Here is a 24,311-nt window from a genome sequence, read left to right on the forward strand (position 1 = left end):
AGGTTAAATAGTGCTAGATCTCTTATTTTATGAAAAAGTTCTAGTCGTATTCGGATAGCCCATATTTGCTGTAATTTCAGAGGTAACTTTTGTCCTACAAGCTTATTTTTATTCCAAGGCTCTTTGGGCTGATATATTGTTAACTGGTGCATTAGTTGTACTCCGGTGTTTATGGAGTTTTAAGCTTAGCCCGCTACAAAAGAATTCGGGTATGAGCGATAAGCGGTCAGTCAGGTGAGTCGTCATTAACTTAGTCAGAATAAGAGGAAACGTTCCTCTTTTTTACATGTTTATATATGCCACAGAAAGAATAATATTTATAGCTACAAATAGTTTTCATTATTTGCTATTAATATAAGTTCATAAAATAAGGACGTTTTCGCGCTAAAATAGGTAAGATGTTCTCTTATAAAGTGTTATATGCCAAGGGAAACTCAGGGAGTGGTTCATGATCAACAGCATTCTTCACAAACTCGATCAATTAAAAGATTATGAAGTGCACTACAAGCAGGTTTCTGGTGTTAAAACTATGGTTCAGGGACTGGAATACCACTTTGATAACTATATGGCGCAGACAAAAGTGAGGGAGCAACCTTTTTGGTTTCATGAGGTAGTTGCGTATCTGAACAGATTAGGTCAAATCTATTACTTTTTTAAATCTGATTTCATAAAAGTGGTTGACTCAGAAATGCCTAATATTCTTAAAATTATTCCTTTGAGAATGAAATACTCTGCTCATAGGAGTGTTGATGCTCCAAGGGGAAACGATCATTTAGTCATGATGGATATATCAATGCCAAATATTCACTATGTTCACTCATACTATGGTAGTGAAGAGAGAGATGTAGTAAACCCTAATGAGTGCTCACGTGGCTTTTGCATACCAAGAGTTGATGCCAATGGTGATCGCGACGATGTGAGAATTTTTCTTGACTACGAGCATGATGGCATTTTAGCTGATATTGGACTGGTTCTAGATAGAAAATTGAGAGAGTTTGGCATATAACAAACGCATCAAGGCGCTCGCAGGCTCCCTAGGACATCAAAACTACGCGGCAGTTACCAATGTCTGCTCTTGGCACTCTCCAGCCACTCGACAACATAAAATACTGATAATAATTGGCAAGGTACTTTACTGTGTCGGGTGGCGCTTCGCTTATCTGACCTGCACTGGCACATACACGGCTGTCAGATTTAATTTTACAACTATTATTCGTTAAAATCAGCGACCTACTTATGATGAGTTAACTACTAATTTTAATAACCGCTAACATATCGTCGTCATCCTCATCGAGGCCAACTTCTTCAAACCCAAAACTTGAATAAAAATCTTTAGCAACAGGGTTTAGCGGGTTGTAACAAATCTCGATTTGTTCAAGCTTAGAAGTTGTTTTAATCTCTTCAATAGCCATATTGAGGGCTTTGCGCCCAATGCCTTTATTTTGATGAGTTTGATCCACCATAAAGCGCCAAATAGAAACCTTTGTAGGGGTTTCTTGTACCCACATAAAAAAGCCTACTGGTACACCATTTAGGTAAATAGCTTTACAGGTATACCCGCTATTGTAGTGCGCCTCAACTAACGACCACATATTACACGCTAGGTATTCTTCTTGTGTTTTAGCAACCTCTAAATCGCATATGGCTTCGTAGTTATCGGCGGTGATATCTTCCAATGACAGCTTCATATTTTTCCTTCAGTACAACTTTGTGTAATTAGTAAGCTATCAGTGTATGTACCTATAATCAAACAAATGAAGAGATTGATTTTTATACCCCCTTAAATTAGCTTAAATAATGATCTACACGCCTATCTAAAACAAAAAGGCCGCAGTAATAAATACTGCGGCCTTTGATTTTAGCTAAGTGCTTTAAACTAGGTACGTTTAGTAAGCGCCTGCGCTATATATAAGCTCGTAGCTGTGGCTGTAAATCTCAAGGATGTTACCAAACGGGTCTTCCATGTAGATCATGCGGTACGGCTTTTCACCCGGGTAGTAATAACGAGGGGCTTCCATACGTTTTTTACCGCCAGCTTCTACAATACGCTCGGCTAAACCTTCTACATCAGGGTCTTGAACACAAAAATGAAAGATGCCTGTTTTCCAGTATTCAAAATTGTCTTTTGGGTTTTCTTGGTTTTTAAATTCGAAAATTTCGACACCAATACGATCCCCTGTAGATAGGTGCGCTATTTTGAATTTTTCCCACTTTTCGCCAAATACTTCTGTACACATTTCGCCAATTGGGCTTTTGTCTTCGGTAATTAAAGTCGGTTCCATTATTGTGTACCAACCCATAACCTTAGTGTAAAACTCGACTGCTTTTTCAACGTCGGGAACCGAAATACCAATGTGCGAAAAACTACGTGGATATGTATGACTCATAATGCTTCCTCTTTATCTTGTGGCTAGTTGATGGAGTTAGTTTACGAATTGAACAATATTAAGTAAAATTATCATTAATCATCATTTTGAGTATGTTTTGTAATGATAAACCCTGCATGGTTAAACACGTTTTGTACGTTGGTTGAGGTAAATCACTTTACCCAAACCGCCGAACGCCTTTTTATGACCCAATCTGGCGTAAGCCAGCATATTAAAAAGCTTGAGCAACAAGTAAACTGCGCGCTATTAGAGCGTCACGGCAAACAATTTACCCTTACCGTACATGGGCAAAATTTGTATCAGCAAGGCAGTTTGTTATTAAAAGAATGGCAATTTTTAGAACAACAATTAAAAGATGATTCGCCTTACAGCGGCTTGGTAAAAATACAATCGCCTGGTAGTTGTGGGCTACAATTTTACAACCAGTTATTAGCATTACAGGCTGAGCATACCGAGCTTAATATTGATTATCGCTTTGCACCTAATACCAGTGTAGAGCAAGCTGTAGCAAACCACAGTGCCGACATAGGCTTTTTAACCCAAGCCCCCACGCTTAGCGAAGTTACCAGCCACAAAATTGGTCAAGAAGCTTTATTATTAGTAACCCCCGCACATATTAAAAACCCAACATGGGAGGTTTTATGTGAGCTTGGCTTTATTGGCCACCCCGATGCAAAACACCACGCGCAGCTATTACTGAGCGAAAACTACAGCGAGTTTGAGCATGTTGATCAATTTAAGCGCACGGGGTTTTCTAACCAAATAAGTTTAATACTCGAACCAGTAAGTTTAGGACTGGGTTTTACGGTTTTACCTGCGCATGCCGTTAGCGCATTTAATAAACCTGCGCTTATTAAAACGCACCATTTAGCTAATCCTATCAGCGAAAATATTTATGTATGCCATCACCGAAATAGGCCAATGGCAAAGCGTATGAATACAGTAATTGAGCTAATAAAGGCGGGAGTAAATAGTTAAAACGTAAACCCCCTTTACACCCACGGCACTTAATACCATAAGCAAAAGGGGGAATAGAAAATTAATTAACGCTTTCTAATTTTGCTTTTAAATCAAGTAAGTCGGTTGCAATTGTATTTGGCTGTATTTCCCACGGATCGAAGATTGAGTCTTTAGATCGTTGAATCCACGCCGCGCGCATACCGTGCGATATAGCACCGGTTACATCAAACGGATTACTTGATACAAGCCACGTGTTTGCGCCTGTTGAATTGGTTTCGCGTAAAAAGTGGCTATAAACCCCTGGGTTTGGTTTAAAGGTTTTAACGTCGTCGGCACTTACTACCCCTTCAAAAAGCTCACTAATGCCAGCGGTTTCTAATAAGGTATGAACTGCGTCGGCAGCGCCGTTTGAAAATGCAAACAAACGGTAATCCTTCGCTTTTAATTGCTCAAGGCCTGCTTTTACATCATCGAACGCAGGAAGCGTTTTATAAAGCTCTAGCAGTTGCCCTTTTTGCTCTTCACTTAGCTCGGTTTTGTGCGCTAAGCAGGCGTAATCGAGTGCGTGTTTTGTACATAGCGAGAAAGGAATATAATTTTGCATTAATCCACGTCTAAATGAATACTCTAATTGCTTTTCGCGCCATGTATTTGAAAATGCTTGGGCGTTATCGCCAATCATGTCGTTGAGTAAGGACAGTACGCCGTGAGTGTTTATTAGCGTACCGTATACGTCAAATGCAAGTGTAGTTGCCATGTTTGCTCCGCAATAAAATAAATTAAGTTGGTTTTAGAGTACTTGCTTACAGCTTAACTTAATTTGAACGAACGCTCAATTTAATAAAACTTGTATGCATCAAGCGCTAAAATATCCATTTCTATATCTTCATGTATTTTTTTGGCTTTACCGTCACTACTTCCAAGCGCTGCAAAAAGAGGTAAAAAGTGCTCCTGGGTAGGGTGATTAAATAAAGCATGGGGTGCTTCATTTAAATAGTTAAGTAACGCTTGGGTGTTTTGCGCTATTAATTTTTGCTCAACCCAATGGGTAAACTCATTAACCATTTGAACACGATTAGGTGTAGCAGGGTTTTTAAATATTTCACGTAGATTGTGACTAATCCCGCCGGAGCCAATAATTAATACGTTATCGCTGCGCAGTGGTGCAAGTAACTGCCCGTATTTATACATAGCCTGAGCGCCCAAACGCGTGTTAATAGACACCTGAACAATGGGAATATTAGCTGCTGGGTACATTAAGCGCAGCGGGATCCACACACCATGATCCCACCCTTGATCTGCATTTTGCACCGCTTTAATACCCGCTTTGTAAAAGTACTCACTAATAGTATTAGCAAGCTTAGGGTCCCCTGGTGCTGGGTATTGAATTTCATACAGGGGCTTGGGGAAGTTATAAAAGTCGTGAATAGTATGCGGCGCATCTCCGGATGTAATAACTATATCGTGCGCTTCATCAAAGTGGGCAGAAAACACCACAATAGCACGTGGTTTACTCACCGTTTGACCTAATGATGCAAAAAAATCTGACGTAGCCGATTGCTGAATAGCCATCATTGGCGAGCCGTGAGATATAAATAAAGCAAGTTGAGTCATACTAAAACCTTAAACAAATAAACGAGTTATAAACACTATATAAGTTTCTAATTTGACGATAAATATGATACTTATTTATACATTATCAACAAAGTATTGTTAAAGATGGATAAACTCACCACCATGAAGACCTTTTTAGCCGTTGTGCAAGAAGGATCGTTTTCAAAAGCGGCCGATAAACTCGATATTTCGCCGCAGTTAGTCAGCAAATATATTTCTGCGCTGGAAGATAATCTACGCACGCGTTTATTACACCGTACAACGCGAAAAGTAAGTGTTACAGAAGCTGGAAATCAATATTATCAGCGTTGTCAGCAGGTGATTATTGATATTGAAGACATGGAAAACTCACTCAATAACTTAAGCGAAAATGTATCGGGTGTGCTTAGTATTAGTGCGCCTATGTCGTTTGGTACTAAGCATTTAGCAGGTTTGTTGGTTGATTTTCAAAAGCAGTATCCAAATTTAAAGTTAGATTTACGGCTCACCGACCAATATGTAGATATAGTAGAGCAGGGTATTGATATTGCTCTGCGCATTGGCGTATTAAAAAACTCAACGTTGATAGCTAAAAAAATTGCCCCTATACACCTAGCGGTGTTTGCATCACCCGACTATTTAAAACGCCATGGCACGCCACAAACGCTTTTAGATTTACAGTCACATAATTATTTACGCTATTCCCACAGCGAACCCACAAAGCGATTATTTGGGGTTAATGAGTTAAAAAGCGAGCTAAAGCTTGAAAGTAACTTTGTGGCTAACAATGGTGATTTGCTACTAAATACAGCCATTGCGGGTGGTGGTATTGCTATGCAGCCAACATTTATAGCAGAGGAAGCACTGGCTCAAGGTAAAGTAGTGCGCATTTTAAATGACTACGAACCCGAGCCAATGGGGCTTTACATGGTGTATGCAAACAGACAGTTTTTACCCAGTAAAGTACGTGCGTTTGTTGATTTTGCAAGTGGCTATTATGGCGATACACCTTACTGGGATTTAGGACAGTGATATATCGATAAGTAATCAATTAACGTTATTTGTAGATGTAGTGCAACAAGGCTCATTTGCCAAAGCCGCAGCACTGCATGATATGGATAATTCGTCACTATCTAAGCAAATTAAAAAAGGGACAAAACACCCAATTATTATGGAAGTAAAAATCCATAATAAAATAGGAATATAATTAAAATACAGATTCATATTACTGTGAGCGCGTTAAATTAATAATGCCCATTTTACTGTAATGGGGGTTTACAGTAATTTTTTGCGTTATACATTTAGCTCTTTTAATTTATTCCAGACGCTCTCGCCGCCAGGGTGAAGCGCTGCATGGTACCGATACGCATAATATGTAATAGGTACGCAATGATGCTTTTGGCCAACCACAACTAAACTTTTCTCTTTTAGCTCTTTAGTAATGACATAGTTTGGTAACCAAGCAATGCCATTACCCTCTAAAGCCTGTATTTTTAAAAGCTCTGTCATCGACGATACAAATACTTTTTTAAGTTTAGAGCCCGATATTATCGGCTCTAACTGCCTACCCATATAAGAATCTAAACTGTAAGCTAAGTGAGGTACAAACCCATCACTTTCTAAATTGTATATTGCCTTACCGTTTGCATTGCAGGCACTCACCGGCAATAACTCTGCACTGCCTATTTTTTGATGACTAAACGGAGGTAACTTTAATCGTTCGTTATCAAAAGCAATAAGTAGGTCACATGCGCCATGTTCGAGCGTAGCTGTGGCTTTATCAACATCAATGGCTTCTATATTGAGGACTACTTTGCGATCACTTTTACTATGAAAGTTCGACAGCTTTAGCGCTAAAAACGTAGCTAATGAGTGCGCTGCAGCAACCTTTACTGAGTGAGTTTCTTCAGAGGAGAGTTCTTCTAACATACTCACTGAGTTATTCATTTGGTTTATTAGATTACGCGCTGTTATATGAAATATTTTACCGCTTGAGGTAAGTGTAATTGGTAAGTTCTCTCTATCTATTAGCTCTGCACCTACGGCTTCTTCTAATGCTTTAATTCGTCGACTAAAAGCAGGTTGCGTTATATGCCTAAGCCTTGCGGCCTGCGAAAAGCTTTTTGTATTAGATAAGGCCAAAAAATCTTCTAACCATTTACTCTCTATATTCATAATACTCACTCAAGATATGCAATTTAAGCATGGCCAGTAAAATAATAGCATTATTCAAAACAAAAAAAACACGATAAATTTAACCCATACAGTAACAACTTATCGGAATATAACAATGCTTAGAACACTAGGAATATTGGGAGGAATGGGGCCTTTGGCTACCGCCTCATTTATGAATCAAGTAATTGCGTTATCACCTGCTAAGAATGATCAAGAGCACATACCTATGTTTATAAGGAATATCCCGCAAATTCCTGACAGAACAAATTTTTTAATGGGTATTGAAGATGAAAATCCATTTTTTGAGCTTAAAAAGGGTTTTAACCAACTTACTAGCATAGGTGTAAGTTGCATTGTTATACCGTGTAATACCGCGCATTATTGGTACAACGCACTAACGCAAAATGCTGATGTGCATACCATTAGTATTGTACAAAGTGTTATTAAGCGCGCAAAGGCAACGGGCAAACGTAAGATAGGGATATTAGCAACCACAGCCACGCTCAATATGCGGATATATCAGACGGCATTTAGTAAGCACAATATTAAATTTATTGAGCCTAACGAGCAGCAGCAAACATTTATAATGCAAGGTATAACGGCGGTTAAGTCAGGAGATTTAACCTCAGGACATAATCTTTTAAAACAAAGTTATGAGCTAATGCTAGCCCACGGTGCCGATACAGTACTATTTGGTTGCACCGAAATACCGCTAGTTTTAAATGAACAAGTATTAAATTCACCCGATACATGCTTAGATACCATCGCGATTTTAGCTCAAGAGTGCGTTAATTGGGCTTATATAAGCACTCAACAATCAACCCTCTCAAGTGTGGCTTAATTAAACATTAGTTATAAATAGGTGTGCTTACACTGGCGCATTTAAGTAGCACACCTAAATAGCCAACTTACACTGGCGCGTTTTGTTCAATCAAGTTTTTAGCTTTTAACTCACTCCAAAACGCATCCGGAATAGTAACCTTCATTGAGGCTACATTAGCTTTAATTTGCTCCTCCGTGCGTGCCCCAGGAATAATTGAGGATACCGTTGAAGGCGCCTCTGCAAACTGCAGTGCAGCTGTTTTAATATCAATCCCATGTTTAGATGCAATGTCGCTTATTGCATTAAACTTTTGCTGCATAGGCCCTGGAATTTTAGGCGAGTAATTAAAGCGGTTACGACCGGCTAAAAAACCACCATTAAGCGGCGCACCAATGACTGCTGAAATACCTCGTTTATCAAGCATAGGGAAGGTTTTATCAAGTGCCTGCTTGTGATCTAAAATTGAATACTGCAGCGCTAGTAAGCAAATATCTGGGTCTGACATATCAAGCGCTTTATAAACAGCATGAGGTGTATTTACTCCAAAACCCCAGCCTTTAATTATTCCTTCATCACGCATTTTAGTCAGCTCAGGAATAGCACCTTTAGCCGCTTGATCAAAATACTTAAGCCAGTCATCTCCCATATCGCTGTTTTGTGGTGATAAATCGTGAATATAGACAATATCGAGTGAGGCGACACCAATACGATGCAAAGTATCTTCTATTGAACGGCGCGTGCCTGAGGCTGAATAATCATACTTATAATGAAACGGTGAGTGATCAGCCCAATGCCAACTATTTTCTAAAGGCTCTGCTGAAGGGGTAAGAAGGCGACCTACTTTTGAGGATAAAACATAATCTTCACGCTTTTTGTTTCGAAGTAAATCACCGAAGCGCCTTTCGCTTAAACTCAAACCGTAAAAAGGTGATGTATCAAAATGACGAATACCAGAATCCCATGCTGCATTTAGCATTGTTAAAATTTCTGTATCGCTTGATATAGTATTAAAGCCATTCCCGGCGGCAAGGCCGCCCAAGCCCATTCTTGATTCCGGCCGGTAATGCTTAGCGTTAGTAACATCGTTTGTGGGTAGAGCAGCGCTTTTATCTATTGAGCCTTTAGTTTGCATAACACTGCCGTTAGACATTTTTACCTTTAGTTGCTCAGCCAAAGCTGAAGCACTAAAAATAGAGCCTAAACTTAATGCAGCCCCTGCTTTAATAAAATTTCTGCGAGATACCATGTGACTATTCTCCTTGAGTAGGTTAAATATCTACGCTCTAAGCTAGTATAAATAACAACCAAACTCAAGCAAGGAAAATATAATAAATGACAATACTATCAATAAGATAGTTAAATTAACAAACACTGAATAGACGTTTTAATTAACATTTATAACTGATTATTTTCTTTACTCGTATAGTCCTTTTAAATGTACAAAACAGTGCATTTTAATAGCTTGATAAAAAAGCATACTTCCAAATTGGTGCACGCTTTAATACTCATTTATACAATATAAAATGGTTACATTTATTAGATGTGTACAAATTAGTAGACAAAACCGCAATAAATTAAAGATGCACAAATAATCTCACTATCAAAGCGATTGCGGCAACACTTAGCTAATTTAACCGAGCGTAGTTGAAATAATTGGGGTAAATATTACAAAAACGTTTATTATTAAAGGTTTGCCTTGCAATACACGACGTATTTTACTCTTTCACAATGCAATTGCTGGCAAGCCCTGTAAGAGTTTTATCTTGCCAAGTAACACTCTGCAGTGCAGCAAATTGCAACTAAATTCAACGTAGTTAGCGCTGAAAATAGCTGCTTAAATAGATCAATTATTCAAGTTCAGGTTACTTGAGCTTTTTAATACCAATTAACACACAGATGGCACCGCCAATAATACCCGCCCATGCTTCTATTGGTGTGTCGCCACTAAATGCACGGCTAAGCTGCGAAGCCGCCGCATCATACACGTCGTATCCCCACATAATTAAAGCGATACCTATAACGATTAAAACAATTCCTACAATCTTATTATTCATAAATATCCTTAAGGTTTAACTTACATAAACTAAATAAAAATAAATCAGGGTTAATCTAATTCTAATTGAGCACGTTCTACGCTCTCACTAGGTAACTCTTTTTGTACCGATACACCAAGCTCTTTAAACTCTGATGCTTGTTTAATTAAATTACCTTTACCACGGTATAGCTGCGAAAATGCTTTATCATAACTTTCTTTCGCTTTATCAAGCTGCTTACCTACACCTTCCATACTCAATAAAAAACCATTGAGCTTGTTATAAAAACGCTCCGCTCGACTTGCCAGCTCTTTTGAGTATTTAGTTTGCTCTTCAAAACGCCATAACTGTTTAACAATATTTAAACTAGTAAGCAAAGTCGTGGGTGTAGCTACCAGTATATTTTTTTCGATTGCTTGTTGGTAAATATCGCTTTGATATTTGAGTGCTTCTACAAAAGCTGATTCTATTGGTACAAACATAACCACCACTTCTGGCGAGTTAATACCTGGTAAGCGGTCGTACGATTTACTCGCAAGTTCATTAATACGCGCTGTAACGGCGTTTACATGCTCTTTAATTGCTTGATTAGCATCTAGATCATTTTCAGCGTTCACGTAGCGTGTATAGGCATTTAATGAAGTTTTAGCATCAATAACTAAGTGGCGACCCTGTGGTAAGTACACAACTACATCAGGGCGCAAGCGGCCATCTTCAGTGTTAAACGACACTTCGCGCTTATAATCAACGCCTGCACGTAAGCCAGCACTATCTAATACGTTTTCGAGCATAAGCTCGCCCCAATTACCTTGGGTTTTCTTTTGCCCTTGTAGGGCGTTACTGAGCTTGTCGGCTTGATCTGTTATAGCTTGGCTTTTAGCTTGCAAATGCAGTAGCTCGGTTTTAAGTGCAGTCCGTTGTTTTATGTCTTCAACGTGCATTGATTCCATTTTTTCTCTAAAGCCTTTTAGCTCGCCTTGAACTGGTTTTAATAATTGCTCAATGCTTTCTTGATTTAAGGTTTTAAAGCTTTGTGATTTTTCTTCTAGAATTTTATTGGCTAGGTTTTCAAACTCTTTTTTGAGCGTATTTTTACTTTGCTCAATTTGCGCGAGTTGCTCGCTAAAGTTTTGCTGTTTTTGCTCAAGGGTAGTGCGCATATTATTATATTCAACATCGCGCTGATTGTATTGTTCACGAAGCGCTGCCAGCTCGCCTTCGGCTTTACGCCAAAAGTGATTGTATTGAATGCTTTGTTTTTCTTGTTCGCTAAAACGCGTTTTAAAATGCTGCGCTTCATCGCGCTGCTCTTGGTGAGTATGTTCTAGCAGTTCATGATCTTCTAGCAAGGCGCTGTATTGCAGCTCTTTATTATCAAATTGGTTTTGTAACAGGGAAAGCTGTTGCTGCTGTTCGCTTATTTGTAGATGTAGCTTTTTGCGAAGCCGTGTTGATACAGCGCCGTAAAATAGGGCGCCTAAAGCAACACCAGCACCAGCGCTTAGCCAATCAATATTAGTGAGTACTTGAGTGAGCATAAAATAAACTTATAAAATTTAGAGACATGCCATCATAACCAATAACCAACAACAGAAGTAGGGGAGTTAAGAAATTACAGACATAAAAAAGCCAGCTTAAAATAAGCTGGTCAAATATTACTAAGTTAAGTAATCAAAGGGATAATCAACATGTGCCCGAGCAAGCTGCAACTTAAATACATAATCACCAAAATAACTAATATTATTAGGTGAGGCTATATAACAACAGGCATTAGAGTAGACCGGATAACAAAATAATTAAGTCAAATTAATTTGCGGAAGATCAATTATTTTTATTCGGGTTGATTTAAACAAATCAAATTATGGGCATAAAAAAAGCCAGTTCAAAATGAACTGGCTCAATCATTACTAAAATTAGTAACTAAATAGGGGGAATCAACATGAAAACTTGTATTAACTGCAATTAATCAACAAGCATAATAGTAGACGCGTCTTTTTTAATTAAGTTCAAAAAAATAAAAAACTTTTAAAATAAGTGCTCAACGCTAAGTTTTAGACATAAAAAAAGCCAACTCAAAATGGGCTGGCTCAATCATTACTAAAATTAGTAACTAAATAGGGAATCAACATGAAAACTTGTATTAACTGCAATTAATCAACAAGCATAATAGTAGACGCGTCTTTTTGAATTAAGTTCATAAAAAAATAAAAACTTTTAAAATAAGTGCTGCACGCTAAATTTTAGACATAAAAAAAGCCAACTCAAAATGGGCTGGCTCAATCATTACTAAAATTAGTAACTAAATGGGAAATCAACATGATGCTTGTGTTAACTGCAATTAATCAACAAGCATAATAATAGACGTCCACTTTTTAATTAAGTTCATAAAAAGATCAAAACTTTTTAGATCTTTTTTAGTTTTTAATTAATGACAACATTTGCTGCTCATCAAACTTTGTAAAGCTCATTGATTTATCAGTAAATAATGCATCAACAAGGGCTTGCTTGTCTTGCTGCATTTTAAATACTTTTTGCTCTATTGAGTTACTCATTATGAGCTTATAAACAAATACAGGATTAGTTTGACCAATACGGTAGGCTCTATCAGTCGCTTGCTTTTCTACTGCGGGATTCCACCATGGATCAAAATGAATAACGGTATCTGCTTGTGTTAAGTTAAGGCCTGTTCCACCGGCTTTTAAGCTAATTAAAAACACGGATGTTTTGCCACTGGTAAACTCGTCGATTACTTTATCTCGTTGACGCGTTTGCCCTGTAAGCATACTAAAGTTAATGTTTATTTCTTCAAGGCGTTGGGCTATTAAATCGAGTGCCGATGTAAACTGACTAAATATAATAATCTTACGACCCAGGCTTAGCATAAGCGGTAAGTGTGTTGTTAACCATTCAAGCTTAGCGGAGCCTGCTTGAGTATCTGGATCTATTAATTTAGGGTGGCAACAAATTTGCCTTAACTTTAAAAGCGCCTCTAAAAATGCAAGCTTACTTTTTTGTGCGCCTTGTTCGGCAAATAAGTCTATTAGCTTCTCTTCTAATGAACGTGTAATGCCTTGATACATTTCTTTTTGCTTAGGCTCAAACTCAAACTCTTTTGTAAGCTCTGTTTTTTCAGGTAACTCTTGCGCTACTTGTGCTTTAGTGCGGCGCATTATAAAGGGCATAATTAACGCTTTTAACTGCTCAGCCCTCTGCATATCAGCTTCACGCTCAATAGGTGTTTGAAAGTGCTGCTTAAAGTGGGCTTGAGACCCAAGTAACGATGGCATAGCAAAATCGAGTAACGATTTAAGCTCAAGTAAATTATTCTCGATTGGAGTACCACTTAAACAAAGTTTAAAGTCGGCATTTAAGCGTTTAACTAATCGTGAGACCTGTGCGGTATCGTTTTTAATGTATTGTGCTTCATCGAGGATAATATTTTCAAAATATAATGGCGAATAATATGCAATATCACGCTTTAAAAGCGGGTATGTAGTAAGAATGCATTGCGCTTGTGCTAAGTGTTGTAAAGGATCGTTACGGTTTGATCCAAAAATAGTGGTTACTTTCAAACTTTTAGCAAACTTAGTAATTTCGTTTTTCCAATTACTCACCAAGCTAGTTGGGCACACTATAAGTGTAGGGCCTGCTTGTGGGCGATTAAATGTACTCGCTAAAAATGCAATAACTTGGAGTGTTTTACCCAACCCCATGTCGTCAGCTAAAATACCACCTAATTGATGACGTTTTAAAAAGCTAAGCCAATCAACGCCTTGCTGTTGGTACTCACGAAGTGTTACTGAGTCATTTAAGCCATGTAATGAAACCTTAGGCATTGCCTTATCGGTATTATTTAACTCTTGTAAATATAGCTCAAGTGAATCGTCGTGAAGCTCTACGTTAATAGCTGTGTGCTTTACTAGTTCAGGCAAATACGAAAGCGGAATATTAAATTCGTCACGTGTTTTTACAAATTCAAAACGTTCTTTAAATTCGTTTAATAAGTTAATGGCAGACTTATTAATAACCCCAAATTGACGGCCAAGCGGGTAGTAATAAAACAGTTCACTTTGGCGATTCAATGACTGATAAAGCGAATCAGCATTAGTAAACAACAGCGATGCTTTTGCGTCACACAACAATACTTTGCAGTGCATTTGATGCCCTGCTGCACGGTGTACATGTAAACTCACTTCACATTGTGGATTAGGGCTTGTTACTTTACTTACACTGACTTGCCAACCACGCTGCTTAAAGCCAGGGAATACTTCGTATATTAGCCAATGCAAATGGATAGGAGATTGCTTTGTAAATACAAGCTCACTTTGTAAACCCCCTTTACAAAATTCAAACCCTAGATTGATTAGCTCGTTAGTTACGGTGTTTTCAAATGCGCTATTTATAGTACTTGCTGGGGCAGAACCAGCTAAATAGTTTTTATTTTTATACTTAAATAACAGCGAAAGTGATAAACCTTGCTCGCCCATTGTTACTTTTAAAACAGCATTACTAGATAGCTTAGGTAACGTTGGCTGCAAGTTAGTAGGGTGCGGTATAACACCTGCACCAAAGTTATCGGCAAGCTGTTTATATATTCTGTCAAAATTAGCGTCATGCAAAGCAGGCATAGTTTGTAAATGCGCTATTTCGTCTGCACTCAATGGGGTACGAAGACGACCCGCTTTTAAATGATCTAAATCGAGATAAGTAGGCGGTGTTGTTTTTAATAAAGCCCAGTTTTGGGTTTGCTCAAGCTTAATAACTAATTGTGATAGATCTTTATCTTGCTCCCATCTAAAACTCAATGCTTGGCCAGATTGCGCTTTAATTGGCACGCGAGAGCGCTGAAAAAACAAGCGCTCAGTAGCTATCAATTGTTGTAGGGCACTAAAGCCCCATTGGCCTTTTAGCTCAATACTTCCTACTGCATTTTGTGAACGTATCCAACTAAATAATCTAAAATCACTTTCGAGTAAATCATTTGGCGTTACGAAACTATTTAACTGTTGCTCTGTGAGGTTTCGGCCTAACGTGTAATTCTTTTTAGTCTCAAAATTAGCTATTTTAGGTGTTAAAAATACTTTGTTATTTTCAATATCTAATACAAATAATAATACTTGCGACGGTGTATGTTGATCACCACTTTTAAGAGCGCTTAATTCACTAAACCAATCATTAATGAAGTAATCTTCACCGTATTCACCAGAGTGCTCTATTTTAAGCTTAAACAAAATAGCAGCTAAATGTCGGCATTTGGTTTTTGCATTACACGTACAGTGTGTATCAACAGAATAACCAGTTGGTACTTTACTGATCTCAATACGTTGGTTAAATGATGATCCGTTATCCACTTGCACGGTAGAGTCTACAACAGAAAAATTAGGGGTATGCTCTAGCCAGGTGATTTGACCTTTCTTGTAGTACTCTTTGCCTTTATCTAAGACATTTTCGCGGAAAAGTTTTTTAATAAAGCGTTCAGAAAGAGGAAACTGGGTAGCCTGCTCATTTTTAATTTCTTCAAAAATAGCCATTAAATCATTTTTTGATAAGTTAGCAGACATGTCACTCTAAGCATTAAATTTTAAAAATAATTCTGCCAGTATATGCCTTATGTGCTCTGAGCTAAAGCACTATTAACAAGATATAAACTGGTTGGAGCTGATAGCTTAGTAAAAAATCGGTTTATAGGTAAAAATGAGTATAAAATTTCGCAAAATATTAGGCATTACATACAAATATAAAGATTAAACGACACGTTATAGATCACAATTTTACTAACAATAATTATAAACCAAGAGCAAATAGCTAAAAGGGGGCGATTAGTTAGTAAAAAAGTGATCTTGAAGAGGAATTATGATTATTTAAGGTAGTATTAGGCTAGTAAAGATCAGATTTTTACTAACAAAACAATCTGTCAGATCAGTATTTAACTAAGTAGACACGTCTGACAGATCATTATTTAACTAACTAATTAAAAGCACTTAATAGCTTAGTTAATTGTTCTAAGCGTTTGTCTGTCATCACTTTATTGTCGATTTTGATAGACACATCACCACTTTTTAAATTGCGTTGTACCGATACAAACTTATTTTCAAGTACAGCTTCACGCTTAACAGCAGCTTGAGGCTCAGCAGTTAGGCATTTAGTGATTGCCATTGCACGCTTGTCGTCACTTGTAATGGCGTTTAGCTCTTCATCACTAGCTAGGTCACTAACAAGTTGATTAAACGCCTCTTGGTCTCTCTCCTTTGCGCTCATGAGCTTTTTAGCCACTTCGCGACCCACGTGATTCGCAGTAGGGTAGAGTGCAATAACTTCAGCAGGTATTTGTTCATACGCTTTAACAGCATCTGCAATGGCGGTGTGTGATACACCTTCAATTGCAGCAATCTCTCTGTAAGATCCTTTTTTACCTTGTTCAATAAGCTCATTTTTAGTTTGCTGGTAAGCTTGTCCTAGCTCCCATAGACTTGGAGCGATATATTGATCTGAAGATACAGCTAAAATTTTAGCGTCTTGCTCAGTAAAGTCACTTGAACTAAGTACTAAATAATCAGCGTTACCTAAAATACAGGCCATACGACGGCGAGAACCCGCTAAGACTAAGCTTTTATCACCCTGATCCCAAAGTAACGCAGGGTGCTGATTACGGCCATCCTCTGCAATGGCAGGTAAAATATCCGATACTGACTTTTCATTAAGAAGTGCTTGTACACGGCGGTTTTTACCGTACACACCTGTTGTAGATTCAATGTCAGCGTGTGCGATCACTTTGCAAATAAGAGTAATTTGGCGCTCAGGATCGCTCGGTGCTGGCATGCGAATTACATCACCAGCATTTGCTTGTTCAAGTAATGCGTCAAGGCTACTACTTCCTACAGCTGTTGCAAAAGGATCTAAGCGGGTGTCATTTTTACGTTTTTTAGCCATTTTTATTTAACATCCTTACTTAGGGGTATTGAGTGTTGATTGAGTTGACTGCCAATTTGAACGAATAAGCATTTCTAACTCATCGACAACATCTTTAATATTTTCTTGAGCGCGCATTAGTGATTCACGGCTTGCTAAGCTGTCTGACGCTTTTTGATCAAAAATAGTATTGAAAGACGAAGAGCTAGCAGTAATCGCCGAGCTGTGGTTGATTGGGTAACTCATAACTTGGCGACCGAATGCACTACGAACATCTTTAACAATATCGCGCTGTGAGTGATTACCTTTTACATAGTTGGTCACTAAAAACTGCATAAAGTCCCATCCCTCATGGCCAAGTGCCGCAACGGTATGGTAAATCTCGCCTAGTCGTTTTAAATATTTATTATTAGCATCAAAGTCTACAGCTTCTGGATGAACAGGGATAAGCATCGCAGTAGAAGCCATTAATGCATTATAAAACATAAAGTTAAGAGTTGGAGCTGTATCTATTAATATAATATCAAACTCGTCTTTAACAGGGTTAATTACTTTTTCAAGTAACTTATGGTAATGACGAGTTTGCTCATAATTTGAGGTGTCTTTGAGTAATGTTGCAGTTTCGTGCTCAAAATAAAAATCGTCCATACCTGATGGTAGTACACGAATATTTGGGATGTGCGTTGATAAAAATGAGTTTGAAACAAATTCAGGCCATGTTTCGCCCTCATCTAAATCTATACAATCACGCATTAAATCACCAACAGTAATTGGGTCATGCTCGCTTGAAGGAAAAAAGCTTGAAGAAGAACCTTGAGGATCTAAATCAATTATACCAATGCGATAGCGCTTAATATTTGTAGTTGCCAGCGCTGCTGCAATATTAACCATGCTAGTTGTTTTGCCACAGCCACCTTTGAGAGAATTAATGACAATAACTTGCAGTTTGTCATCACCAGTACGATGATCTGGTTTAATATCCATAATATCAGCCATAGCAAAAATGTTTACTAATGTGTAAGCATAATGACCATTGGCGCCGCGTTTTATGTTTAAATCATCAAAGTCACCGTTGTCATGACGTCTTTTTAAAGTACGATTATTACAACCTAATAAATCGGCAGCTGCTTTTTGCGTATAAGTTCTTAATTCTTTTTCTTCTGATTTAAGATGAGCACGATAGTGCTGAATACGACCTTCTAAAGATTTTTCAGCTACTTCTGCAGTTGCTTTTAAAAGCCGGTAGGTACTTAGCGCGTTATTATTGATAGACATACTTTCTTCCTCAAAGTTAGGCAGTTAGTATAATGTCCATTCAAATTGCTGTAAACAACTATTTAAGACGACATGCATTTTAAAAAGAAGACATTTAAAAATACTTTTACACTTTTAATATTGCTTAGTATAAATAAAGAAGTTTAAAGGTGGTTAAATATATAAGGTAGTAAAGGTTAAGGACCTTAAATTAACACATAACATTATGATTAATATAAACAATATAAAAAAAAGCAGATCAGCGTTATACTTGGTTAAGATCAGATCTTTATCTACCTGCAGATCACCTTTTTACTAAGCCTTATTTTTTAAATCAAGTTATACACAGGTTACGCATAAGGTTATGAACAAAAAGAGCCCTTGAGATCAATTTTTTACTAAGTAAATTATAAAGTTATGCACTAACCTTAGCGTCAATAGGTTCGTTTAATTAGTATAGATCTGATCTGTACTTGGTACAGATCAGATCTATGCTAACTCGATAAGCCTTTATCCACAGGGATATTAATTTTAGTATGAATTTGTCGTGCTAAATTTTAAAATAAAGCCATTGTGATGGACAAAATAACAGCTGAGTTAGTAAAAAACAGATTTGTGATGACCCCGTTAGTAAAAATATGATCTGAAATCGCAAGTTATATACATTACTTAGTATAATAGTGATCTAAACGTTTTATTTAAAGTCAGATCACTTTTATACTAACTTAAACATTTAACTTTTGTTGTTTAATGTGTTGTTATTAGATGTCGCAATAAAAATGGAAATAAGAACAATGAGCCGAAAGGTCAACATCTCGGTAGATAATTTGCCCGATACACTCAGGGGCCAAATCCACGGGGTGGAAAGTGCAATTGATAACGAAAGTTTAGCACTATTTACAGACAACAAAGACGTGCGAATTTCTATTGAAAATGCAGCTCATGGTTTACGTGCATATTCAAACACGTTTAATCATTATGATTTGTGGGGCCGTTTTGTTCGCTCTGGCTATAAAAAATTGCCACTTGAAGAAGCGCCTAAAAAAACAATCATTACGCGTAAAATATCAGAGAAAGTAGATGGTATTTTATACGATGGTGAGATAAAAATTACCCCTGCTGTTGTCAGTACTCGTAAAGATGGTGAAGATATCGAGTATCTTGTTTGGCCATCGGACAGAGAAGAAAAAGTAGAACGAGCACTTATTCGTTTAGCTTCTAAAGGCAAAATAGTTAAAATTAATTTTAAGTCCGGTATTCAATACGCGGTTGTTTTTTCTATGAACGAATTAGCGCAAGAGCTCAAAGCGGTAGGGCAGTCAATGCCATATCCTGCAATTAAAGAGTCACTTGAAGCATTGCAAGGTTCTAAACTTTCATTTAAATATTCAGCAACCGATACTAAAAACTCCGATATAGATGATTCGTTTTACGAGTCAAATATGAACTTTTTATCGTCACTTCACTTTAGTGGCAAAAAAGGTCAAGGTGGCAATGTAAAGTGTGTGGCCTGCTTAAATGCGTTTGTTCATAACATGATTGATAACCTTGAATACAAAGGGTATTACTTTAATAGTGCACAAGAATTAAAACGGGGATTGTCGCGTTGGATGATGCTTCGTTTGTATCACCTTTGGCGTTATGCAGCTCCAGGTAAAACGTATCATTTTAGATTACTTTCTATTATGGAAAAATACGGATCTATTTATTCAACTGATGATATTACGGAAAATAAATTAAAAGCGCTTCGTCGTGATATGACCACCACAATGAAAGATTTGATTGAAAAAGGTGCTATATCAGAATACAGCATTACAAACGTCAAAGATGACAAAACTGGTAACATTATTGATTACACATACGAAATGCACCCCTCTGATCAGTTTTGCGATGAAATACTTACATTGAACAAACACAACAAACGCATTGAGATTCAAGGCGGTAAACGTATTGTTGAAAATGCAGTGTTAATTGATGAAGATAAAATAGAAGAGATAGTAGAAAAATAATAAATGTTATTTTAAATACTGTACATATTTACTAAAAAGGCCACATATTGTGGCCTTTTTAACATAATAGCTATCGGTCAACTTGTTCTAAATATAGCCTATCAACTAAAAAATCATACTCACGTTTTCGAGGATGAGCTTCGGGTTTTTTATAATCAGGTAAGATACCTAGTTTAACGTCTGGTTCTGGATTAATCAGAATAAATGGTAATGCGGCGCTCACATGATAGCGGTTTTGTGCTGTGTATCTCACATTAACTTGAGGGCTTACGCGAGTAGGGCGACGAATTCTTAATTTTTCCTTTTCACCTAAACTAGCAACCCGTAATTGTTCTTGAGCTACAAGTGATTGCCATTTTTGTTGATCTATCATTCTTGGATTTCGATAACTGGCCGATTTGTCGAGCATTTCGAGGGCCATTTTTTTAGTCAATGTTTTAGTTGCGTGCTTGTGCATCCAAGTAAACCTAACGGAAAATGGTGATTCACTCTCACTGTGAATCTTACGATAAGCAGCAAGTGTTATTAAATTTGGTATTGCATTATGAACAGCCTCAAATCGGGCATCGTTATTATCAATTGCCAATATACACTCTTTGAAACTAGCTTTAGCTTTGTTAACTTGTGCTATACGATTATTTAAAGCTTGTTTATCTGCATTTTTAATAACAAGTAAACCAGGGTGCCTTTTTAACACGCGACTGCTTAAGCCCGATTTTTTATAAATGTCAGAAAAGGAGTTTAAAATTGCCTTTTGAGCCGGCGCTCCCGTTATTTTAGAGACAACTATGGACTCAGGAACCTTATTTTCATCTAAATTACTTACATCAGGTAACTGATAGTACTCTGCTCTGGAAAACTCACATTCGTTTAATTCCTCAATTAACCTTAAAGTTAATTCGTTCATTAAATCAAACTGACTCCTAATTTGCACTTTAGTAACCACGACACACCTCAAAGAACACATCTTACTAACTCCATATTATTGCATGCACTTTGCACTGAGTAAATATTTAATGAAATAATACTCAATGTTCAGATAGCATTAAAAGCAAATTATGTATGATGTGTTCTTTCTGGGGTAGGTGGTTCTACTTATTCCTGTAATTTAGTACTGTTTTATTGATTAAAGAGTTAGTCCGCTTAGAGCTTAATTGCCCACGTAATGTAATAAATGAGAAATGTAAAATGAACTTGGTGCGGTAGTATTCTAAATAATAGTGTTAGTTTTGGTTGTTTATCTAATTAGTGATTAATATTATAACGTGTTTTAACTATGGGTTTATCATCCAAAAGCGTAGAATGTCATACATGATTTTTGTTGCATGAGAGCCATTTAAGGCATCACTGGCAGTTAAGTTTTTAGTTATCACAACTTGCTACATAACGTTGGCGGCAGGGTGGAAAGGTGAGTGGTGAATCAGCAGATTACCTTGGGTCAGTTGTAAGTATATTCTGGCATCAGAATAATCAACAGCGCTATTCTACTAGGCTTAAAGTACATATAAATGAGCAACACAAAATCCCATATCATATATTTAGGCCTGCACATAGTCCCTGTTAGTTAATAATTAATTTAGCGCGTAAAGTTAAGATTACATTTGATGCAATTTAAGTATGATGTGTTCTTAAGTAAAATACATATAATATACCCTTGTGCTTTATTTATTCTCAATGTGTTAAAATTGAAACTAATTAACTCTAAATGTATGTTTTAAATCACTTTAGTTTATTTTAAATAAAACTAAAGTGATTGTTATATAACCACCTGAGTTAAGTAAAATTACTTTTATACTTAACTCATAACTAAATAATTGTAAAATAGTGAATTTAGTCCTTGAACATAGGGGTCTGCATACGTTAATTTCTTCTTATCAGGTAATGTAGGAATGAGGAAAAATTATGTCATCGTGGAACCCAAATAGCTGGAGAGAGCTGCCAATACTGCAGCAGCCACAGTACCCAGATCAAGAAATACTTAAATCAGTTGAAGGCCAATTAAAAACGGCTCCGCCTCTAGTTTTTGCAGAAGAAACACGAAGCCTATTCAAACAACTTGAAGACGTGTGCGAAGGTCGTGCATTTTTACTTCAAGGTGGTGACTGTGCCGAGTCGTTTAGCGATTTTAATGCCGCTAATATTCGCGATACATTCAAAACAATTTTACAGATGGCTGTTGTATTAACTTACGGGGGTAAATGCCCTGTAGTTAAAATAGCGCGTATGGCTGGTCAATACGCTAAACCTCGTTCAGCAGACTTAGAAACAATTAATGGCGTGTCTTTACCATCTTACCGTGGCGACATCATTAATAATATTGAGTTTACAGAAGAAGCGCGCATTCCAGACCCACAACGTTTAATGACTGCATACCATCATAGTGCTGCTACGTTAAACTTATTACGTGCATTTGCACAAGGTGGCCTAGCCGATCTTCACCAGGTTAACCGCTGGAACATGGGCTTTGTAGCTGCAAATCCACTTAAAGAAAAATACCAACAACTTGCAGATAAAATTCAAGACGCACTAGAGTTTATGGAAGTGTGCGGAATTAACTCTACAATTGCGCCAAGCTTAAAAGAAACCGATTTATACACTTCTCACGAAGCTTTACTACTTGGTTACGAAGAGGCACTAACACGTCGCGACCATTTATCGGGTGATTGGTACGATTGTTCTGCTCACTTTGTTTGGATTGGTGAACGTACACGCCAACTAGACCACGCACATATTGAGTTCTTTAAAGGCATTAAAAACCCAATTGGTGTTAAAGTTGGCCCAGGTATGGACCCAGACGACCTAATTCGTTTAATTGACGCATTAAACCCTGATAACATTCCTGGTCGTTTAACGCTAATTACGCGTATGGGTGCAGACGTACTGCCAGAAAAACTCCCAGCACTAGTAAGAAGAGTTCAACAAGAAGGCCGCAAAGTAATTTGGAGTTCTGATCCAATGCACGGCAATACTGAAAAAGCGACTTCAGGTTACAAAACGCGTAACTTCGATAATATTATGCGCGAGATCAGTCAATTCTTCGCTGTACACAAAGCAGAAGGTTCATACGCAGGTGGTGTTCACCTAGAAATGACAGGTCAGCACGTTACAGAGTGTACAGGCGGTGCTTACGGTTTATCTGACGATGACTTAGCACAGCGTTACAAAACACAGTGTGATCCACGCCTTAACGCCGACCAAGTATTAGAGTTAGGCTTTTTAGTCGCTGATTTACTAAAAGACGCACGTAAATAATATTTATTGATACAAAAAAACCGCTTAGTTGCGGTTTTTTTTATTTCAAATTTGATGAGTAAGTTAGTACTTACGTCGCTCCAAGTCTGTTTCTATCAGTATTTTTGCAGATATTTCTTCAACAGAATGATGCGTAGAATTAAAGTAAGCTATTTTGTGACGCTTATACAACATTTCCACTTCGCGCACCTCAATACGGCACTGTTTAATTGAAGCATACTTAGAGTGAGCCATACGTCGATGCCTTATAGCCGCAAGCCTCTCAGGGTCAATCGTCAGTCCAAATAACTTATGTTTATAAGGGACTAAACACTTAGGCAAACCTTCATTATCTAAATCTTCTTCTGTAATAGGATAGTTAGCTGCTTTAATGCCGTACTGAAGTGCTAAGTATAAGCTTGTCGGTGTTTTACCACTTCTGCTAACGCCAATTAAAATGATGTCTGCCTCGGAAAAGTTTTTAATATTTCCGCCATCATCATTCATAAGAGCATAGTTAACCGCATCAATTCTAAAATCATAACTTTTTTCGTGGATAGAATGCGTACGATGCATTTTTGGAACAGGAGCTACGTTGAGTTCTTTTTCTATTTTTTCGCTATACGTAGTTAAAAAATCATATGTAACTGCATCAGCCGATTTTATAATTTCACTTAAATTGTGATTCACAAAAGTAAAAAACACGAAAGGCTTTTCACCTGTTTTTGCAGCGGTTGCATTAATTAAAGCTTTAATTTCGTGCGCTTTTTCTTCAGTTTCTACAAATGGAATTGTTTTATGATTAAAATCGATAGGAAACAACGACAAAGTTGCATGCCCAAATACCTCTGAAGTAATTGCTGTTCCATCTGATATATAAAAAGCAGTTCTCATAATTAACCTTTTTATTGCGTTTAAATCCCTAAAATGGGTTTCC

Annotated in this window: 20 protein-coding genes; 7 read left to right on the forward strand and 13 right to left on the reverse strand. The window is 37.4% G+C overall.

Features of this window, described 5'->3' with window-relative positions; genetic code table 11:
* Positions 1-448: 448 nt before the first annotated feature.
* Positions 449-1,006 (forward strand): hypothetical protein, encoded by a 558-nt coding sequence (locus tag H5159_RS03950; RefSeq protein WP_039036690.1) that lies wholly within the window; start codon positions 449-451, stop codon positions 1,004-1,006.
* Positions 1,007-1,244: 238 nt separating this feature from the next.
* On the opposite strand, the gene H5159_RS03955 is transcribed toward H5159_RS03950, so the two are convergent.
* Positions 1,245-1,688 (reverse strand): GNAT family N-acetyltransferase, encoded by a 444-nt coding sequence (locus H5159_RS03955; protein ID WP_182693489.1) that lies wholly within the window; start codon positions 1,686-1,688, stop codon positions 1,245-1,247.
* 198 nt (positions 1,689-1,886) lie between these two features.
* On the reverse strand, positions 1,887-2,387 hold the full coding sequence (locus H5159_RS03960) for a lactoylglutathione lyase family protein (RefSeq protein WP_002959229.1): 501 nt from the start codon (positions 2,385-2,387) through the stop codon (positions 1,887-1,889).
* Between the two features lie 102 nt (positions 2,388-2,489).
* Here H5159_RS03960 and H5159_RS03965 point away from each other — a divergent pair, with 102 nt between their 5' ends.
* Positions 2,490-3,365 carry a LysR family transcriptional regulator gene (locus H5159_RS03965; protein ID WP_182748268.1) on the forward strand — a complete coding sequence of 292 codons (876 nt, stop codon included), beginning with the start codon at positions 2,490-2,492 and terminating at the stop codon, positions 3,363-3,365.
* Positions 3,366-3,426: 61 nt separating this feature from the next.
* Here H5159_RS03965 and H5159_RS03970 read toward each other — a convergent pair whose 3' ends face one another.
* A complete protein-coding gene (locus H5159_RS03970) occupies positions 3,427-4,104 on the reverse strand; it encodes a haloacid dehalogenase type II (protein WP_182779761.1) in 678 nt (225 codons plus the stop codon).
* Positions 4,105-4,184: 80 nt separating this feature from the next.
* On the reverse strand, positions 4,185-4,961 hold the full coding sequence (locus H5159_RS03975) for a class III extradiol ring-cleavage dioxygenase (RefSeq protein ID WP_182779762.1): 777 nt from the start codon (positions 4,959-4,961) through the stop codon (positions 4,185-4,187).
* A gap of 105 nt (positions 4,962-5,066) precedes the next feature.
* Between H5159_RS03975 and H5159_RS03980 the strand changes: the two genes are divergently transcribed.
* Complete coding sequence (locus tag H5159_RS03980) at positions 5,067-5,972, forward strand: LysR family transcriptional regulator (RefSeq protein ID WP_182779763.1); 906 nt, start codon at positions 5,067-5,069, stop codon at positions 5,970-5,972.
* A 7-nt stretch (positions 5,973-5,979) separates the two neighbouring features.
* Complete coding sequence (locus H5159_RS20985) at positions 5,980-6,147, forward strand: LysR family transcriptional regulator (protein WP_261765618.1); 168 nt, start codon at positions 5,980-5,982, stop codon at positions 6,145-6,147.
* Positions 6,148-6,233: 86 nt separating this feature from the next.
* On the opposite strand, the gene H5159_RS03990 is transcribed toward H5159_RS20985, so the two are convergent.
* Positions 6,234-7,115, reverse strand: coding sequence for a LysR family transcriptional regulator (locus H5159_RS03990; protein ID WP_182715973.1), 882 nt, complete (start codon positions 7,113-7,115; stop codon positions 6,234-6,236).
* A gap of 115 nt (positions 7,116-7,230) precedes the next feature.
* On the opposite strand from H5159_RS03990, the gene H5159_RS03995 reads away from it, so the two are divergent.
* Entirely contained in the window at positions 7,231-7,956 is a 726-nt protein-coding gene (locus H5159_RS03995) for an aspartate/glutamate racemase family protein (protein WP_182779764.1), read from the forward strand.
* A 67-nt stretch (positions 7,957-8,023) separates the two neighbouring features.
* On the opposite strand, the gene H5159_RS04000 is transcribed toward H5159_RS03995, so the two are convergent.
* The 6 genes from H5159_RS04000 to H5159_RS04025 all read right to left on the reverse strand — a co-directional run bounded on the left by H5159_RS04000 (position 8,024) and on the right by H5159_RS04025 (position 18,155).
* Entirely contained in the window at positions 8,024-9,184 is a 1,161-nt protein-coding gene (locus H5159_RS04000) for an aldo/keto reductase (RefSeq protein ID WP_024596529.1), read from the reverse strand.
* A gap of 616 nt (positions 9,185-9,800) precedes the next feature.
* Positions 9,801-9,992 (reverse strand): DUF3185 family protein, encoded by a 192-nt coding sequence (locus tag H5159_RS04005; RefSeq protein WP_024596528.1) that lies wholly within the window; start codon positions 9,990-9,992, stop codon positions 9,801-9,803.
* A gap of 50 nt (positions 9,993-10,042) precedes the next feature.
* Positions 10,043-11,509 carry a DNA recombination protein RmuC gene (rmuC, locus tag H5159_RS04010; RefSeq protein ID WP_024596527.1) on the reverse strand — a complete coding sequence of 489 codons (1,467 nt, stop codon included), beginning with the start codon at positions 11,507-11,509 and terminating at the stop codon, positions 10,043-10,045.
* Positions 11,510-12,385: 876 nt separating this feature from the next.
* On the reverse strand, positions 12,386-15,532 hold the full coding sequence (locus tag H5159_RS04015) for a DEAD/DEAH box helicase (protein ID WP_182725205.1): 3,147 nt from the start codon (positions 15,530-15,532) through the stop codon (positions 12,386-12,388).
* A gap of 406 nt (positions 15,533-15,938) precedes the next feature.
* Positions 15,939-16,901 carry a transcriptional regulator gene (locus H5159_RS04020; protein WP_024605352.1) on the reverse strand — a complete coding sequence of 321 codons (963 nt, stop codon included), beginning with the start codon at positions 16,899-16,901 and terminating at the stop codon, positions 15,939-15,941.
* A gap of 15 nt (positions 16,902-16,916) precedes the next feature.
* The gene (locus H5159_RS04025) at positions 16,917-18,155 is read right to left on the reverse strand and encodes an AAA family ATPase (protein ID WP_182692735.1); all 1,239 of its coding nucleotides are present in this window, start codon (positions 18,153-18,155) and stop codon (positions 16,917-16,919) included.
* A 773-nt stretch (positions 18,156-18,928) separates the two neighbouring features.
* On the opposite strand from H5159_RS04025, the gene H5159_RS04030 reads away from it, so the two are divergent.
* Positions 18,929-20,143 carry a hypothetical protein gene (locus tag H5159_RS04030; RefSeq protein WP_024596523.1) on the forward strand — a complete coding sequence of 405 codons (1,215 nt, stop codon included), beginning with the start codon at positions 18,929-18,931 and terminating at the stop codon, positions 20,141-20,143.
* A gap of 70 nt (positions 20,144-20,213) precedes the next feature.
* Here the strand turns inward: H5159_RS04030 and H5159_RS04035 are convergent, their stop codons facing one another.
* Positions 20,214-21,089 carry a DNA replication terminus site-binding protein gene (locus H5159_RS04035; RefSeq protein ID WP_182779765.1) on the reverse strand — a complete coding sequence of 292 codons (876 nt, stop codon included), beginning with the start codon at positions 21,087-21,089 and terminating at the stop codon, positions 20,214-20,216.
* A 956-nt stretch (positions 21,090-22,045) separates the two neighbouring features.
* Between H5159_RS04035 and H5159_RS04040 the strand changes: the two genes are divergently transcribed.
* Complete coding sequence (locus H5159_RS04040) at positions 22,046-23,395, forward strand: class II 3-deoxy-7-phosphoheptulonate synthase (protein WP_024596521.1); 1,350 nt, start codon at positions 22,046-22,048, stop codon at positions 23,393-23,395.
* A 63-nt stretch (positions 23,396-23,458) separates the two neighbouring features.
* On the opposite strand, the gene H5159_RS04045 is transcribed toward H5159_RS04040, so the two are convergent.
* Complete coding sequence (locus tag H5159_RS04045) at positions 23,459-24,268, reverse strand: pyruvate, water dikinase regulatory protein (protein WP_182779766.1); 810 nt, start codon at positions 24,266-24,268, stop codon at positions 23,459-23,461.
* Positions 24,269-24,311: the final 43 nt, after the last annotated feature.

This window comes from Pseudoalteromonas sp. SG43-1, from assembly GCF_014164415.1.
Classification (GTDB): Bacteria; Pseudomonadota; Gammaproteobacteria; order Enterobacterales; family Alteromonadaceae; genus Pseudoalteromonas; species Pseudoalteromonas distincta.